Source organism: Methylobacterium sp. CM6244 (assembly GCF_054817885.1).
This window is the reverse complement of sequence record NZ_CM139247.1, coordinates 1616586-1631466: the sequence shown is the minus strand read 5'-3', so window position 1 is coordinate 1631466 and position 14881 is coordinate 1616586. Positions and strand designations below refer to the sequence as shown.

15 protein-coding genes are annotated in these 14881 nt (G+C 67.5%); 8 read left to right on the top strand and 7 right to left on the bottom strand.

What is annotated here, in order from left to right:
• Position 1 precedes the first annotated feature (1 nt).
• From ACYQML_RS07570 to ACYQML_RS07555, 4 genes are all read left to right on the top strand, one after another.
• Positions 2-964, top strand: coding sequence for an ABC transporter ATP-binding protein (locus tag ACYQML_RS07570; protein ID WP_461235186.1), 963 nt, complete (start codon positions 2-4; stop codon positions 962-964).
• A 65-nt stretch (positions 965-1029) separates the two neighbouring features.
• Complete coding sequence (cynS, locus tag ACYQML_RS07565; protein ID WP_461235185.1) at positions 1030-1518, top strand: cyanase; 489 nt, start codon at positions 1030-1032, stop codon at positions 1516-1518.
• Between the two features lie 156 nt (positions 1519-1674).
• Positions 1675-2082, top strand: a complete 408-nt coding sequence (locus tag ACYQML_RS07560) for a DoxX family protein (protein WP_056427822.1) — start codon at positions 1675-1677, stop codon at positions 2080-2082.
• Positions 2083-2233: 151 nt separating this feature from the next.
• Positions 2234-2866 (top strand): nucleotide-binding protein, encoded by a 633-nt coding sequence (locus ACYQML_RS07555; protein WP_311275958.1) that lies wholly within the window; start codon positions 2234-2236, stop codon positions 2864-2866.
• A gap of 71 nt (positions 2867-2937) precedes the next feature.
• On the opposite strand, the gene ACYQML_RS07550 is transcribed toward ACYQML_RS07555, so the two are convergent.
• Both ACYQML_RS07550 and ACYQML_RS07545 read right to left on the bottom strand, forming a co-directional pair.
• Complete coding sequence (locus ACYQML_RS07550; protein WP_461235184.1) at positions 2938-4329, bottom strand: dipeptidase; 1392 nt, start codon at positions 4327-4329, stop codon at positions 2938-2940.
• 336 nt (positions 4330-4665) lie between these two features.
• The gene (locus tag ACYQML_RS07545) at positions 4666-5343 is read right to left on the bottom strand and encodes an HD domain-containing protein (protein WP_461235183.1); all 678 of its coding nucleotides are present in this window, start codon (positions 5341-5343) and stop codon (positions 4666-4668) included.
• A 118-nt stretch (positions 5344-5461) separates the two neighbouring features.
• Between ACYQML_RS07545 and ACYQML_RS07540 the strand changes: the two genes are divergently transcribed.
• From ACYQML_RS07540 to ACYQML_RS07525, 4 genes are all read left to right on the top strand, one after another.
• The gene (locus tag ACYQML_RS07540; RefSeq protein WP_311275858.1) at positions 5462-6427 is read left to right on the top strand and encodes a GlxA family transcriptional regulator; all 966 of its coding nucleotides are present in this window, start codon (positions 5462-5464) and stop codon (positions 6425-6427) included.
• A gap of 266 nt (positions 6428-6693) precedes the next feature.
• Positions 6694-7212, top strand: coding sequence for a (2Fe-2S)-binding protein (locus tag ACYQML_RS07535; protein ID WP_056428587.1), 519 nt, complete (start codon positions 6694-6696; stop codon positions 7210-7212).
• Complete coding sequence (locus ACYQML_RS07530; RefSeq protein WP_461235182.1) at positions 7209-8222, top strand: FAD binding domain-containing protein; 1014 nt, start codon at positions 7209-7211, stop codon at positions 8220-8222. The genes ACYQML_RS07535 and ACYQML_RS07530 overlap by 4 nt, the downstream gene beginning before the upstream one ends.
• Positions 8223-8236: 14 nt before the next feature.
• Positions 8237-10492: a xanthine dehydrogenase family protein molybdopterin-binding subunit gene (locus tag ACYQML_RS07525; RefSeq protein WP_461235181.1), complete on the top strand. Its 2256-nt coding sequence runs from the start codon at positions 8237-8239 to the stop codon at positions 10490-10492.
• A gap of 87 nt (positions 10493-10579) precedes the next feature.
• Here ACYQML_RS07525 and ACYQML_RS07520 read toward each other — a convergent pair whose 3' ends face one another.
• Genes ACYQML_RS07520 through ACYQML_RS07500 form a run of 5 tightly spaced genes read right to left on the bottom strand, consistent with a single transcriptional unit; the run spans position 10580 to position 14874 of the window.
• Positions 10580-11863, bottom strand: a complete 1284-nt coding sequence (locus ACYQML_RS07520) for an MSMEG_0569 family flavin-dependent oxidoreductase (protein WP_461235180.1) — start codon at positions 11861-11863, stop codon at positions 10580-10582.
• Positions 11864-11887: 24 nt separating this feature from the next.
• Positions 11888-12175, bottom strand: coding sequence for an MSMEG_0570 family nitrogen starvation response protein (locus tag ACYQML_RS07515; protein WP_461235179.1), 288 nt, complete (start codon positions 12173-12175; stop codon positions 11888-11890).
• A complete protein-coding gene (locus ACYQML_RS07510; RefSeq protein WP_461235178.1) occupies positions 12168-13346 on the bottom strand; it encodes an MSMEG_0565 family glycosyltransferase in 1179 nt (392 codons plus the stop codon). The genes ACYQML_RS07515 and ACYQML_RS07510 overlap by 8 nt, the downstream gene beginning before the upstream one ends.
• Positions 13347-13351: 5 nt before the next feature.
• Positions 13352-14326, bottom strand: coding sequence for a sll0787 family AIR synthase-like protein (locus ACYQML_RS07505; RefSeq protein WP_419952947.1), 975 nt, complete (start codon positions 14324-14326; stop codon positions 13352-13354).
• 2 nt (positions 14327-14328) lie between these two features.
• Positions 14329-14874, bottom strand: coding sequence for an MSMEG_0567/Sll0786 family nitrogen starvation N-acetyltransferase (locus ACYQML_RS07500; protein WP_461235177.1), 546 nt, complete (start codon positions 14872-14874; stop codon positions 14329-14331).
• Between the last annotated feature and the right edge of the window lie 7 nt (positions 14875-14881).

Genomic DNA, 14881 nt, shown 5'->3' with positions numbered 1-14881 from the left:
CATGAGCAAGCTCATTCCCTTCGCGCGGCGCTTCGCAAGTACCGCTCCCGACCCCGCCGCCGGGACCAGCCGCATGTCGTCCTCCGAAAAATTCATCTCCATCGAGGGGATCGCCCGGCGCTATCCCGCGCCCGGCGGCAAGCAGAACACCGTGTTCGAGAACCTGTGGCTGCCCATGCGGCGGGGCGAGTTCGTCTGCATGATCGGCCATTCCGGCTGCGGCAAGACCACGGTGCTCAACATCCTGGCCGGGCTGGAGGCGCCGAGCGAGGGCGTCGTCATCGTCGACGGGCAGGCGATCGAGGGAACCAGCCTCGACCGGGCCGTGATCTTCCAGGGCCACGCCCTGCTGCCCTGGCGAACGGTGCTCGGGAACGTCGCCTACGCGGTCTCCTCGCGCTGGCGCAAGGCGTCCCGCGCCGAGGTGGAGGAGCGTGCCCGCAAGGCCATCGCCACGGTGGGCCTCGCCGGCTCGGAGCATAAGCGCCCTTCAGAACTTTCAGGCGGCATGAAGCAGCGTGTCGGTATCGCCAGGGCACTCGCCATCGAGCCCAAGATCCTGCTCATGGACGAGCCGTTCTCGGCCCTCGACGCGCTCACGCGGGGCACCCTGCAGGACGAGGTGCGCCGCATCTGCATCGAGACCGGCCAGACCGTCTTCATGATCACCCACGATGTCGACGAGTCGATCTACCTCGCCGACCGCATCGTGCTGATGACCAACGGTCCCGAGGCCAAGGTGGCGGAGATCGTCGAGAACCCGCTGCCCAAGCGCCGCGAGCGCGCGAACCTCCATCACGCGCCGGGCTACTACGCCCTGCGCAACCACCTGATGGACTTCCTCGTCAGCCGCTCGAAGAGCCTGCGGGACGCCATGCCCGCCGGCTACGACCAGCGCCACCCGCCCGTGGTGCGGCCTGGTGCGGACGAGCCGAAGCCGATTGCTGTCCCTGCCGCGTCGTAGATCCGCGCCTCGCAGACTCACGCGCCGCCCCTCACCCCCGTGTCTCGATCCATCGGAGAACTCACATGAAGCGCGAAGGCCTCACGGAAAAGCTTCTCGACATCAAACGCGAGAAGGGCTGGACCTGGAAGCATATCCAGGACGAGATCGGTGGAATCTCGCCGATCCTCATCACCGCCGCCTGCATGGGGCAGATGAAGCTGCCGAAAGCCCAGGCGAAGAAGGCGGCGGAGCTGTTCGGCCTCACGGAATCGGAGGAGCGGATGCTCAACGAGGCGCCCTATCGCGGGTCCATCGCGCAGATGCCGCCCACCGACCCGCTGATCTACCGGTTCTATGAGCTGGTGATGGTCTACGGCACCACCTGGAAGGAGCTGATCCAGGAGGAGTTCGGCGACGGCATCATGTCGGCCATCGACTTCAACATGACGATGGAGCGCGAGCCCAACAACAAGGGCGACCGGGTGAAGATGAACCTCTCGGGCAAGTTCCTGCCCTACAAGTATTACGGCAACGAGGAAGGCGTGCCTGATTACGGCTTCAAGGAGCCGTAGCCGGCGCAGCATCGACGCGAACTGGTAAAGGCATCGCGGCTCATCGGGCCGCGTTGCCTTTTTTCGCGCAGGACGAGTCGACGCAGGCCCCGGTTTCGTGCTGATTGCGCAGGCTTGGCCGTAAAAGCGGCCGCCCCGTCGGAGACTGTCGCCCGCATGAACCTCAACGCGATCTCGGCCACCTGGGCCCCCCGGCTCCTCAGCATCCTGCGCATCGTCGCCGGGGTGCTGTTCCTGGAACACGGCACGCAGAAGCTGTTCGGGTTCCCCGTGCGCATGGGCGGCGGCAGCGCACCGGCCCTGTTCACGCTCTTCTGGTTCGCGGCGATCCTCGAAATCGTCGGCGGTGCGATGATCATCCTCGGCCTGTTCACGCGGCCGGTGGCGTTCATCCTCTCCGGCCAGATGGCCTTCGCCTATTTCATCGCCCATGCGCCAAAGAGCCCGTTCCCGGCCCTCAATGGCGGCGACGCGTCCATTCTGTTCTGCTTCCTCTTCCTCTACCTCGCCGCCGCGGGCGCCGGTCCTTGGAGCCTCGACGCGCAGCGCCGCGGACGGTTCTGAGCCCCGGAGAAAGCGGTCGGCCGCGCTTCCCGCTTCGGGTGGGAGCGGGTCGCCCCGGAACGAGGGAGAGAATGCGGATGCTTGCCCATCGTCACCCCAGGTCGTCCGGCTTCCCGGCGTGACGACCGTCTCCTCCGCCGAAGACCGGCGGATGCGCGTCATGGCCGTGGCCGTTCAGAAGGGCGGGACCGGCAAGACGACCCTGGCGGCGTCGCTCGCCGTCGCGGCCGCGGAATCCGGCGAGCGCGTCGTCGCCTACGACCTCGATCCGCAGGGCTCGCTGATGGGATGGGGCGCCCTGCGCCGCCAGAACGGCATCACGGTCGACCGCATCCAGGCCTGGGAGATCGGGCAATTGCCCGACATCCTCGACCAGACGTCAGAGAACGGGACGACGCTGGTCTTGATCGATACCGCCGGCGCCGCCACCGGTGCCACCCCCGCGCTCCGCGCCGCCGACCTCGTCCTGGTCCCGGTGCGCCCGTCGCGGCTCGACCTCGTGGCCGCCCGGCCGACCTTGCAGGCCCTCGTTGGCCTCGGCATGCGGAGCCGTCTGGCGCTCGTGCTCAATCAATGCCCGCCTCCGCCCTCGGCGCGCACCGACGCCTATGCGGCGCAGCTGCGCGGCCTCGGCGTCCTGGCAGAACCGGGGATCGTCCAGCGCGTCGACCACCAGGACGCCGTGGCGGCGGGGCTTGGCGTCACCGAATACGCGCCCCAGGGACAGGCCGCCGGGGAGATCCGCGCACTCTGGGGCTGGATCGACGCCAAGATGCGAGGCTGACGCCTCGCGTCGCGCGGAGAGCGGGGCGCTGTCTCGCCCCGCTTCGCGAAGTAGATGGGGCAGTCTCTCGCCTACGCTTCCTTCGCCCCGAATGCCGCCAGGATGCGCGCCCAGGAGCGCGTGCCTTTGTGGAAGCTCCTGAGATCGTACTTCTCGTTGGGCGAATGGATGCGGTCGTCATCCAGGCCGAAGCCGATGAGGAGCGTGTTGCGATCGAGCAGCCGCTTGAAGTCGCCGACGATGGGGATCGAGCCGCCCGCTCCGATGGTGACAGCGGGAACGCCCCATTCCTCGGCGAGTGCCCCCCTCGCGATGTCCAGTTCGGGCATGTCGAAGGGCAGGCTGATGGCGCGGCTGCCCTTGTAGCAGATCACCTCCACCGAGCAGTCCGACGGGATTCTTTCGCGCACGAAGGCCTCGAAGGTCCGGGCGAGCTGTTCCGGGTCCTGGTCGTCCACGAGGCGGAACGAGACCTTGGCGCTGGCCTCTCCCGCGATGACCGTCTTGGTGCCCTCGCCGGTATAGCCGCCGATGATGCCGTTGACGTCGCAGGCCGGGCGCGACTGGATCAGCTCGATCAGCATGCGGCCGCGCTCACCCGCCGGCTCCGACAGGCCGATGGGGCCGAGGAACTTGTCAGCCGTAAAGTCGAGCCCGCGCCATTGCTCCAGGATGTCCGCGGGCGTCTCGCGCACGCCGTCGTAGAAGCCCGGCAGGGCCACCCTTCCATCCGCGTCGTGCAGGTCGGCGATGATCTTCGACAGGACGTGGATCGGGTTGCGCGCCGCGCCGCCGAAGAAACCCGAATGCAGGTCACGGTCGGCGCAGGTGACCTTCACCTCGAAATAGGCGAGGCCCCGCAGCGACGTGGTGATGGCCGGCGTGGTCGGGTTCCACATGCTCGTGTCACAGACGAGGACAATATCCGCCGCGAGCTTCTCCTGGTTGGCCGCGACCCATTCCGGCAATCCTTGAGAGCCGTTCTCCTCGGCGCCCTCGATCAGCAGGGTGACGCCGCAGGGTAGCTCGCCCTCCATGGCGATGAAGGCGCGGCAGGCTTCGACGAAGGTCATGACCTGACCCTTGTCGTCCGAGGCGCCGCGCGCCACGATCTGTTTCTCGCCGTTGGCGTTCACCGAGATGCGCGGCTCGAAGGGCGGCGTCGCCCAGAGGTTCAGCGGGTCCACCGGCTGCACGTCGTAATGGCCGTAGAACAGCACGTGCGGCTTGCCCGGTTTCGGCGCATGCGCCAGCACCACCGGATGCAGTGATGTCTCGTGGATGGCCGTCTCGAACCCGAGCGCCGTCAGATTGCCCTCGAGCCACTGCGCCGCGTCGCGGCAATGCCCGGCATAGGCTGGATCGGTGGAGATCGAAGGGATCCGCAGGAAGGCGAACAGCCGCTCCAGGGCATTATCGAGGTCGCGGTCGATATCGTTGAGAACCGGGTCGAGGGCGGCCATCGCGCGTCCTTGTGGCAAGCGGGGATGGCGACAGGGTTAGCCGAGGGGATGGGTGGGCGCAAACCACCGACATTGCCGTTCAGGGCTGCAAACCGGGCTGGACGACTTTCGACATGCAGGAAGGTCAGGGGGCTTACGATTCCGGAACCGTGTTCCGGTCATCGAGGAGCGTTTGGGCTCGCATGATCGGCACCTGACGAATGATATGCCGGGACCCCGCTCGTCGGGATGCGGTTTGCGGCGCCCCACCCGATCCCTCACCGAACGACGCCACTATCGGACCTTCAGGTGCGACACGGGATGAGAACGTAACCGCTCGCCGCGAGGGTCCACGCTTCAGCCACGATCAGCGCAGCCGCATCCCGGGGCATGGGCGCCGGTGGGCCAGCGCGAGCGACGGATCAATTCGCAGAAGTTGCCCTTGTGGAAGCCGGGCTCCTTGTCGGCGATGACGTCCGCCTTAACATTGCCGAACGTCGTACCCGGCTTGTGTCGGATGCCGTCGTAGAAGGCTTGGACGATATCCTCTTTGAAGTCGGGCGTCCGAGGGAAAGCCGACACAACCGCCTCACGCTCGGCGTCCGAATACTCTTCGTAGGTTAGACCAAGCACATCCATCTCGACGCCGGCCGTGACGAGTGCCACCACCGGATGCATGTGGACCGGAATGCCCGGCGTCGTATGCAGCGCGATGGCGGTCCAGACCGTATAGACATCCGCCTCCGGTACTCCGTGCGCTGCCAGGAAGTCGCGCGCCGCATTGGCGCCGTCGACCTCGAAGCGCTCCTCCGCGCTGCTGTGGTCCGGCATCAGGCCAACGTCGTGGAACATCGCTCCCGCGTAGAGAAGTTCGCGGTCGAAGCTCAGATCGCGGCGGATGCCTGCCAAGGCGCCGAATTGGTAGACCCGGCTCGAATGATTGAAGAGGAGTTCGGTTTCCGTGTCCCGGACGAACTCAGTGACGGCACGGGCCAATTTGCTGTCTGGAATGGTGGCCAAGGTGGGAATGCTCATGAGCGGGTTTCCTTTGTGCTGAGCCTCCCAACGAGCTACGAGACATCCTTGATGGCATCAATCATCGTGTAGCGGCATTTCCTGCCATTATTCATGCATCCTCAGCCACGGAGCCCCAATGGTGCCCCGACTCGTCGCCATCCTCGCCCTTCCCGGGGTCCAATTGCTCGACGTGGCCGGCCCGCTCGACGTCTTTGCCGAGGCGAACGTCCAGAGCGGCGAGGATGTCTACGATCTCGCCATCGTCGGAACGGCCGCAGATACGATTCTGACGTCGTCGGGACGGCGTCTCGTGGCGGATCTCGTCGCTCCCGGCACCGACCCGACTCGCTTCGACACCTTGCTGGTCGCGGGAGCGCCTCGCATGCACGAGGCGGGCGTCGACAACGGCCTCTTGGACTGGCTCGCGAAAGTCGCGACGCAGTGCCGGCGCTACGGTTCGGTCTGTAGCGGGGCGTTCCTGCTCGGTCAGGCCGGCCTGCTGGACCGCCGGAGAGTGACGACGCATTGGGCCGTGGCGGAAGTGCTGGCGGCGCGCTACCCCGAGGCGTCGGTCGAGCCCGATGCGATCTGCCTCTTCGACGGTCCGCTGAGGACGGCGGCCGGGGTCACCGCGGGACTGGACCTCGCGCTGGCGCTCGTCGAAGAAGATCTTGGCGCGGAGATCGCGCGCCGGGTCGCCAGCCAACTCGTGATGTTTTTTCGACGCGGCGGCGGGCAGATGCAGTTCAGCCGACGCGGGCTCAGTGCACCGGCCGGCCGATCGGCCTTGCAGGAGGTGCAGCGCTGGGTGGCTGCGCATCCCGCGCAGGATCACGCGGTCGAGAAGCTCGCGGCGCGTGCGGGAATGAGTCCGCGCCATTTCGCGCGCCTGTTTCGGACCGAGACGGGACTGACACCCGCCGCCTACGTGGAGAACGTCCGGATCGAAGCTGTCCGGCGTCTTCTGGAAACGGACGACATCGTTCTCAAGCAGGTCGCGAGCGCTTGCGGGTTCCTCGACGCCGACACCCTCCGGCGGGCCTTCATGCGGCGCGTAGGGACAACGCCTGCGGAGTATCGACGACGGCATCTGCATCGCTGAGCCGACGGCGCATCTGAGCCTGCACGCCCGTTCGAACTATCAGATCCGGCGAATCGGCGCTCATCCGGCGGCGGCGCCTCGAACCAGCCCGGTGGCGCCCGACATCCTTCTCACCAGCGGAAACACCCTCCCGGGGAACAGGCTCAATTTGGAACGGTTATTGAGTGGGTGGGCGTGGGGCGCGGAAGATCTTCCCCCCGCGGCCGCATCGCCATTCGAGAAACCCGGCCGGCATCTCACCGGTCCCGATCCCTCAGGACATGCCCATGCTCATCGACAGCGGATCACCCGGGGCGCCAGCCGCCATCGGCATCAGCCTGACCATCAACGGCGAGGTGCGTGAGCTCCAGGTGGCTCCTTGGACCACACTCCTCGATCTGCTGCGCGAGGAGCTCGACCTCACCGGCACCAAGAAGGGCTGCGACCACGGCCAGTGCGGCGCCTGCACCGTGCTGGTGAACGGCACGCGCATTAATTCCTGCCTCGCGCTCGCCGTGATGAAGGACGGCGCCGAGATCGTCACCGTCGAGGGGCTGGCCAGACACGCCGGCCAGGACGGCGCGATGCATCCGCTCCAGGCCGCCTTCGTGGAGCGCGACGCCTTCCAGTGCGGATACTGCACCCCCGGTCAGCTCTGCTCGGCCGCCGGCATGATCTCGGAAGGTCACGCCACGTCGCGTGAGGAGATCCGCGAGGCCATGAGCGGCAACATCTGCCGCTGCGGAGCCTACACCAACATCGTCGATGCCATCGAAGACGTGATGCACGCGGGAGCCGCCCGATGAACCGCTTCGATTACGTCCGCCCGACCACGGTCGAGGAGGCGGTGCGGGCCATCGGCTCCGCCGCCAATGCCCGCTTCATCGCCGGCGGAACCAACCTCGTCGACCTGATGAAATACAATGTCGAGCGGCCCGAACGCCTCGTCGACATCACACGCCTGCCCTTGGAGGCCATCGAAGAGCGCGATGGCGGCCTAGGCATCGGCGCCCTGGTGACAAACGCGACCGTGGCCTATGACGAGCGGATCAAGAGCCGCTATCCGCTCCTGTCGAGCGCGATTCTGGCCGGTGCCTCGGGCCAGTTGCGCAATGCCGCCACCACCGGCGGCAACCTGCTCCAGCGCACCCGCTGCTATTACTTCTATGACGACGCGATGCCCTGCAACAAACGCGATCCCGGCACCGGCTGCCAGGCAATCGGCGGGGTCAACCGCATCCACGCCATCTTCGGCACGAGCGACAAGTGCATCGCCACCCACCCGTCCGACATGTGCGTGGCCCTTGCGGCGCTGAACGCGATGGTACGGGTCACCGGGCCAGCGGGCGAGCGGATCATTCCCTTCGGTGAGTTCCACCGCCTGCCGGGGGACGAGCCGCAGCGGGACACCACCCTCGCGGCCGACGAGATCGTGCTGTCCGTCGATCTGCCGGACGAGGATTTCGGCGCCCACCACACCTACTTGAAACTGCGCGACAGGCTCTCCTACGCCTTCGCCCTGGTCTCGGTAGCCGCCGTGATGAAGCGCGATGGCGACACGATCACCGAGGCGCGCTTCGCCCTCGGCGGCGTCGCGCACAAGCCCTGGCGCAATGCGGAGGCGGAAAGCTCCCTGAAGGGCAAGCCCGCCACCCGCGAGACGTTCGAGGCCGCCGCCGACATCGTCATCCGTCAGGCTCAGCCGCAATCCGAGAACGGCTTCAAAGTCGAACTCGCCCGGCGCGCCATCATCCGCGGCCTGAGCCAGGCCGCGGCCGGCACGCCGCAGTCGCAATCCGACAAGCGCATCGCCTGAGGACCCGTCCAGACATGGCAAACAGCATTTCCTCCACCGGCACGGACAGCTTCGTCGGCACCGCGCGCAGTCGCGTCGACGGCCCTGCCAAGGTCACTGGCCTCGCGAAATACGCGGGCGAATTCACCGCGGCCGATCTCGCCCATGGCTACGTCGTCTCCGGCGGCATCGCCAAGGGCCGCATCACCGCCATCGACACAGCGGCGGCGGAGGCCGTCCCCGGTGTCGTCAAAGTCTTCACGCACGAGAACCGGCCGCGCACGGCGTGGCTCGACTACAATTACCAAGACGCCGTGGCGCCCCCTGGCTCGCCGTTCCGCGCCCTTTACGATGACAAGATCCTCTACAGCGGGCAGCCCGTTGCGCTGGTCGTCGCAGAGGATTTCGACACTGCCCGCTATGCCGCGTCGCTGATCAAGGTCGCCTACGAGGTCGAGGAGCCCCTCACCGATGTCGAGCGCCAGCGCGAGTTCGGCTACGTACCGCCGATGAAGCGCGCGGGGATCAAGCCGCCGCCAGAGCCATGGGGCGATGCCGAGGGTGCCTTCGCGTCCGCCCCAGTGCGGCTGCGCAACGATTACACGCTCGCCGTCGAGCATCACAACCCGATGGAGCCGCACGCATCCACGGTGGTGTGGGAGGGCGATGGCCGGATCACCGTCTACGACAAGATCCAGGGCGTCTCGAACAGCCAGGGCTACATCGCCGGCGTGTTCGGCATGGACAAGGACAAGGTGCGGGTGCTCAACCCGTATCTCGGGGGTGGCTTCGGCCTCGGACTGCGCCCGCAATACCAGCTCTTCCTCGCGGTAATGGCCGCGCGCGAACTGGAGCGCTCGGTGCGCGTGGTGCTGACCCGCGACCAGATGTTCACGATGAGCTATCGCCCCGACGTGCGCCAGACGATCTCGCTGGGCTCCGACGAAGGAGGCAAGCTGCTCTCGCTCCGTCACGAAGCCCTGTCCGGTACCTCGCGGTTCGAGGATTACCAGGAGGTCGTCGTCAACTGGTCGGCGATCCTCTACGGCGGCTGCGAAAATGTCGCCCTCGACTACAGACTGACGCAGATCGACACGTTCACGCCCTCCGACATGCGCGCGCCGGGGGCGGTGACCGGGGTGTTCGCCCTCGAAATCGCCATGGACGAACTGGCCTACGCGACGAAGCAGGACCCGATCGCCCTGCGCCTGAAGAACTACACCGATAGGGACCCGACCGAGGGCAAGCCCTTCGGTTCGAAATCCCTGCGCGCCTGCTACGAGCAGGGCGCCGAGCGGTTTGGCTGGTCGGAGCGCAATCCCGAGCCACGCTCCATGCGCGACGGCAAGGAACTCGTCGGTTGGGGCATGGCAACGGGCGTGTGGGAAGCCCTGATGCAGAAATCCTCGGCGCAGGCCACGCTCACCGCCGACGGCAAGCTCGTGGTCGGCAATTCCACCGGGGATATCGGCACCGGCACCTATACGATCCTCACACAGATCGCGGCCGATGCCCTTGGCCTGCCCATGGAGGACGTGACGACGAAGCTCGGCGACACGGATCTGGCGGAAGCCCCCGTCGCGGGCGGCTCGTGGACAGCGGCCTCGTCCGGCACGGCGGTGATGAAGGCCTGCCGAAAGATCGCGGCGGATGTCTTCGCCATGGCCCGCGCCATGGACGATTCACCGTTGGCCAATGTCGATCTCGAACGCGTCGTCTTCACCGGCGGGCGGATCGAAGTGGCGGGTGATCCGTCGCGCAGCGTCTCGCTGGTGGAGGCCATGGCGGCTGCGGGCGTCGACAAGGTCGAGGCCACGGAGAGCGCGGGGCCCGATGCCGGGCACGCGAAGGAGTTCGCCTCCTACACGCATTCGGCCATCTTCGCCGAGGTGAAGATCGACGAGGAACTCGGCCAGGTCCGGCTCACGCGGATCGTGTCCGCCATCGCGGCGGGCAAGATCATCAACCCCAAGACCGCGCGCAGCCAAATCCTCGGTGGCGTGGTGATGGGGATCGGATCAGCCCTGGAGGAAGAATCGATGCTCGACCACGCGGTCGGCCGGTTCATGAACCACAATCTCGGCGAGTATCACGTGCCGGTGAATGCCGACATCCACGACATCGACGTGATCTTCGTGGAGGAGGAAGACAAAGCCAACCCGATGGGCGTGAAGGGCCTCGGCGAAATCGGCATCGTCGGCACCGCCGCCGCGATCGCCAACGCGGTGTTCCACGCAACCGGCAAGCGTATCCGCGATCTGCCGATCACCATCGACAAGATCATCGGGTGATCCAACAGACGAACTGTAAGTAGATGCTGAGTCACCCGGACCGTACGCAATGGTCCGGGTGACTCGACGGAGGCGGTTTTTGTTGCCTCAACTCGCCATCGAAAGGGGCTCCGCGACAGAGCGTTTCGCCCCCCTCTCCACCACCCGCTCCGCCAAATACTCCGTATCCCGCGCGATGCCGGAGAAGCGGCCGGAGCCCCAGGTGTGGAGCCAGGGCAGGCCGACGAAGTAGAGCCCATCCACCGGGGTCACGCCGCGCGTGTGAATCGGCAAGTCGCGCCCGTCGAAGGCGGGGGCGTCGATGAAGCTGTAATCGGCGCGGAAGCCCGTCGCCCAGATCACGCTGCCGATCCCGGCCGCCTTGGTATCGAGGCTCGGCGCGTGAGGTCCCGGCGCCCAGAGCGGGGTGTAATGCGGCTGTTCGGGAGCATCGATCCCCTTGGCGGTGATGTGCCTGTCGATGGCACCCTGGATGCCGGTATAGACCGCATCCGCGTTGTCGAGGTTTCGGCCCAAATCATCGGCGAAGCGCAGCACCGGCCCGTCTATGGCGTCGAGACGGCCGTGGAGGCTCATGCCTTCCAGGGCGAAACGGCGCAGGTCGATGTCGCGGCCGCCGTCGCGGCCGGTGAGGTAGTGGTTGGCCTTGCGCCGGACATCCTCCTTGAGCGGGTGGTTCTCCACGGGGAGGTCGTACTGGCCCATATCGGCGAGCCAATCGACGGCGTCGCGCCCACGATAGGTGCGCGGGCAGCGCGGCGCACTGCCGACCACGAGATGGACCTTGCGGCCCGCCAGATGAAGATCTTCGGCAATCTGGCAGCCGGACTGGCCAGAGCCCACCACTAACACCGCACCGTCCGCCATCTGACCCGGATTGCGATAGGTCGAGGAGTGGATCTGCCGCAATCCGGCGGGCAGCCGCGCGGAGAAGGCCGGGATCGACGGGACGTGATAGCCGCTGATCGCCATCACCACTTGGTCGGCCGTGTGATCGCCACCGCTCGTGGCCACGGCGAACCCGCCGCCCGCGCGGCGGCGGATCGACGTGACGGTCACCCCCTCTGCCACGGGGGCTTCGATCGCCCGGGCATAGGCCTCGATGTACCGGACGATCTCGTCCTTCGGCATGAATCCATGCGGCTCGGCACCCGGATAGGGGAAGCCCGGCAGCTGGCATTGCCAGTTCGGCGTGACGAGGCAGAAACTGTCCCAACGCTGCGTCTTCCAGGCATGCGCGATGGTGTTCTTCTCGAACACGATGTGGTCGATGCCGTGCTGCCGGAGCTGATAGCTCATCGACAATCCGGCTTGACCACCGCCGACGACGATGACGGAATGGTGCGAGGGGGGCGTCAGGATCTGGTCCATGGGGCGTCCTTCAGGCTCGGTCCGCTATTCCTCGAAGGCCTCGACCCGCACGCGGGCATCGGGCAACGCGGCGAGCGCCCTGGCGCCGGCCTCGATCCGCGCGAGTTGCCCGAGGGCGAGGCTGCAGGGAAACCCGTAGCGCGCTTCCACCCGCTGGCTGGCGATGGTCAGCGCCGTCCGACTGCGGGCGACGAACTCGTCGAGGGCGTAGGTCTCGCCGACTCCGAAATGGTCCTTGATGACGAGGGAGGGCGAGTAGCAGGTCTCGCGCCGGCCATCCGGCCAGCGCACGTGGAAATGCATTTCAGGCATCCGACATCTCCTGCTTGCGGGCGGCGAGCGCCGCATAGGCGGACTCGTGCTTCTCGGCGCAGGCGCGCCAGGAATGGGCCTCGGCGACCGCGAGTCCCGCTCGTATCAGCCGGCTGCGAAGGGACGGTTCGAGGACAGCGCGCAGGCCGTTGAAGATCGCTCCCTCGTCCTCGGGATCGACGAACACGGTGTCTCCGGTCGTCAGATATTCCGTGAAGGGTGGCCGTTCGGACACGAGGGTGGGCGTTCCGCTCGCCATCGCCTCCAGCACGCAGAGGCCGAAGCCCTCCCTCAGCGAGGGGAAGACCAGAGCGTCGGCCAGGCGATAGAAGGCGGGCATCGCCGCCTGCGGCACCGGTCCCGTCTCCACCACCGCCCGGCCGGGGCCGAGGGTGAAGCCGTTCCGGTCGAGGGCGGCCCGGCACCGGGCCTGGTAGCCGGAATGGTCGAGAAGCGAGGCACCGCCGACGACGAGAAGCTGCGCGTCCGGTCGCTCACCCCTCAAACGCGCGAAGGCCTCGATGATGGCGAGGGTGTTCTTGCGCTCCTCGAACCCACCGACGCTGAGGAGCACGGGACCGTCACCGAGGCCCCAGTGCGCACGGAGCGCCGCATCCCCCTCCCCCGGCGCGGGACCGAAGGCGCCGGTATCGACACCGTTGCCGACATTGAGCGCGTCGAGACCGTAATCCCGCGTCAGTGCGCCCTGCCAGAGGCTGCTCACACACAGGAGGGCGGTGGCGTCGAAGATCGCCCGGTCGTGCCAATAGGCGAGCTGGGGGTCGGAGAAGAGGTCGACATGATGGACCGTCCGCACGAAGCCGGGGATCAGGCGGCGGCGCGCGAGGGTGGCAAGCGCATTGCCGCTGATGGCGTCCTGCGCATGGAAGACATCGTAGTCGCAGGCCGCCGGCGATGCGAAATGGCGCAGGTAATCCTCGATGCGGATGCGCACGAGCTCCACCGTGGAGCCCGAGACCGGCCGCGCGGCGACCGAGGTCACCGGGCAGGCGGCCCGGCGGAAGAAGCCGCTGCCCGAAGGGTCCGGCGCATGGACCACGGCCTCGTGGCCGAGGGCGACGAGCGCCTCGCCGAGGGCCAGGGCATGGACCACCCCGCCGCGCGGATTGGTGGAATGCGCCAGGATGGCGATGCGAAGCGGCTCACCCATTCGCGTCACTCCCCTTGCCCGCAACCGATGAGGGGACCGGCCGCGAAATCCCAGATGACGGCCTCGTCCTCACCGTCGGCGAGGGTAGCGACACGGCTCGCATCGATGCCGCCGATGGCGGCGGCCGCGATCCCCCGCTGCGTAAAGCGCTCCAGCACCGCCTCGACATTCCCGGGCGGAACGCTGAGCAGGTAGCCGAAGCTCGGGAAGGCGGTGAGCCAGCGAACGAGGTCGATCCCCTCGGGGCGCGGGATGCGGTCCAGCCGGATCGACGCGCCGACGCGGGAGCATTCGAGCAGCATCAGCGCCGTACCGACGAGGCCGGCCATGCTGATGTCCTTGGCCGCCTTGGCGAGCCCGTCCTCGGCGATGCCGCTCAACAGTTCGATATCGCCGCGCAGGCGAAGGGCCGGTGCGGCACTGGCCGCGTCCCAATAGGGGTGCGGACCGCGAAAGGCGCCGCGCAGGTCGATCGCCGCCACGAGGCTGTCGCCGGGCCGGGCGTCGAAGCTGGTGAGCAATGTCTTCGCACGGCCCAGGATGGCCACGGCGAGATGCTCGCCCGCGTTGCGCGTGTTGCTGTGGCCGCCGACGATGGGCACGCCGAAGGTCTCCGCCCCCGCCCGCAAGCCCCTGAGCATGGGGTCGGCATGGGCCTGGTCGCGGCTCCACAGGGCGTCGACCACGGCGATCGGGCGTCCGCCCATGGCCGCGATGTCGCTGACATTGACCATCACCCCGCAGAAGCCGGCGAAATACGGATCGGCGGCCACGAACCCGTCCATGAACCCTTCGATGGCGAGGAGGAGGTAGCCGTCGCCATCGGGAATCGCGGCGCAATCGTCGCCCAGGGGCACGGCGAGCGCACGGTCGCCCAGGCCGAGCCGCCCGATCACCGCGTCGATGTCGCGTTTATGGGCGAGGCCGCGCCCGTCTCGGAGATGTCGCGCGATCTCGGCGAGGGATTGTATCTGGCCCATGCTCACGCCGCCTGTTTCAGGAGGGTGACGAGGCCGCGCTCCGGGTCCGTCATGGCTGGGTAATGGGCGAGATCGGCCTGCATCAGGTGATGCGGCCGTCCATGAAGTTCGATCTCGGCGAGACTCGTCCAATGCAAAGCCTCGAACAGGACCGCGTTGGCACTCTGGACATGGGCGAGGAAGCGCGTGCATCCGCGCGCATGGGCGGAGGCCACCGCCACGTGGATCAGGCCGGCGCCGAGGGCACCGATCCGGCGGTGATCCCGCGCCACCGCGAGGCGCGAGCCCCACCATTCGCCGGGCCGGTCGGCGGTCTCGTGGATGCGCACGGTGCCGACGACGGCATCCGGCGCGCCGCCGAGGGTCGAGAGGGCGCAGATCGGGACCGCCGCCGCGTCGATGGCATCGCGGTCGTCGCCCTCGAAGATCCCCTGCTCGACGCAGAAGACCTGGCGACGCAGGGCGGCCGTTCCGTTCCGCTCCCAGGGCGCGGTGGCGAACTTGATCCGGAAATGGCTCGACCGGTAGGCGGGGACGGGCTCGAACATCGTCCAG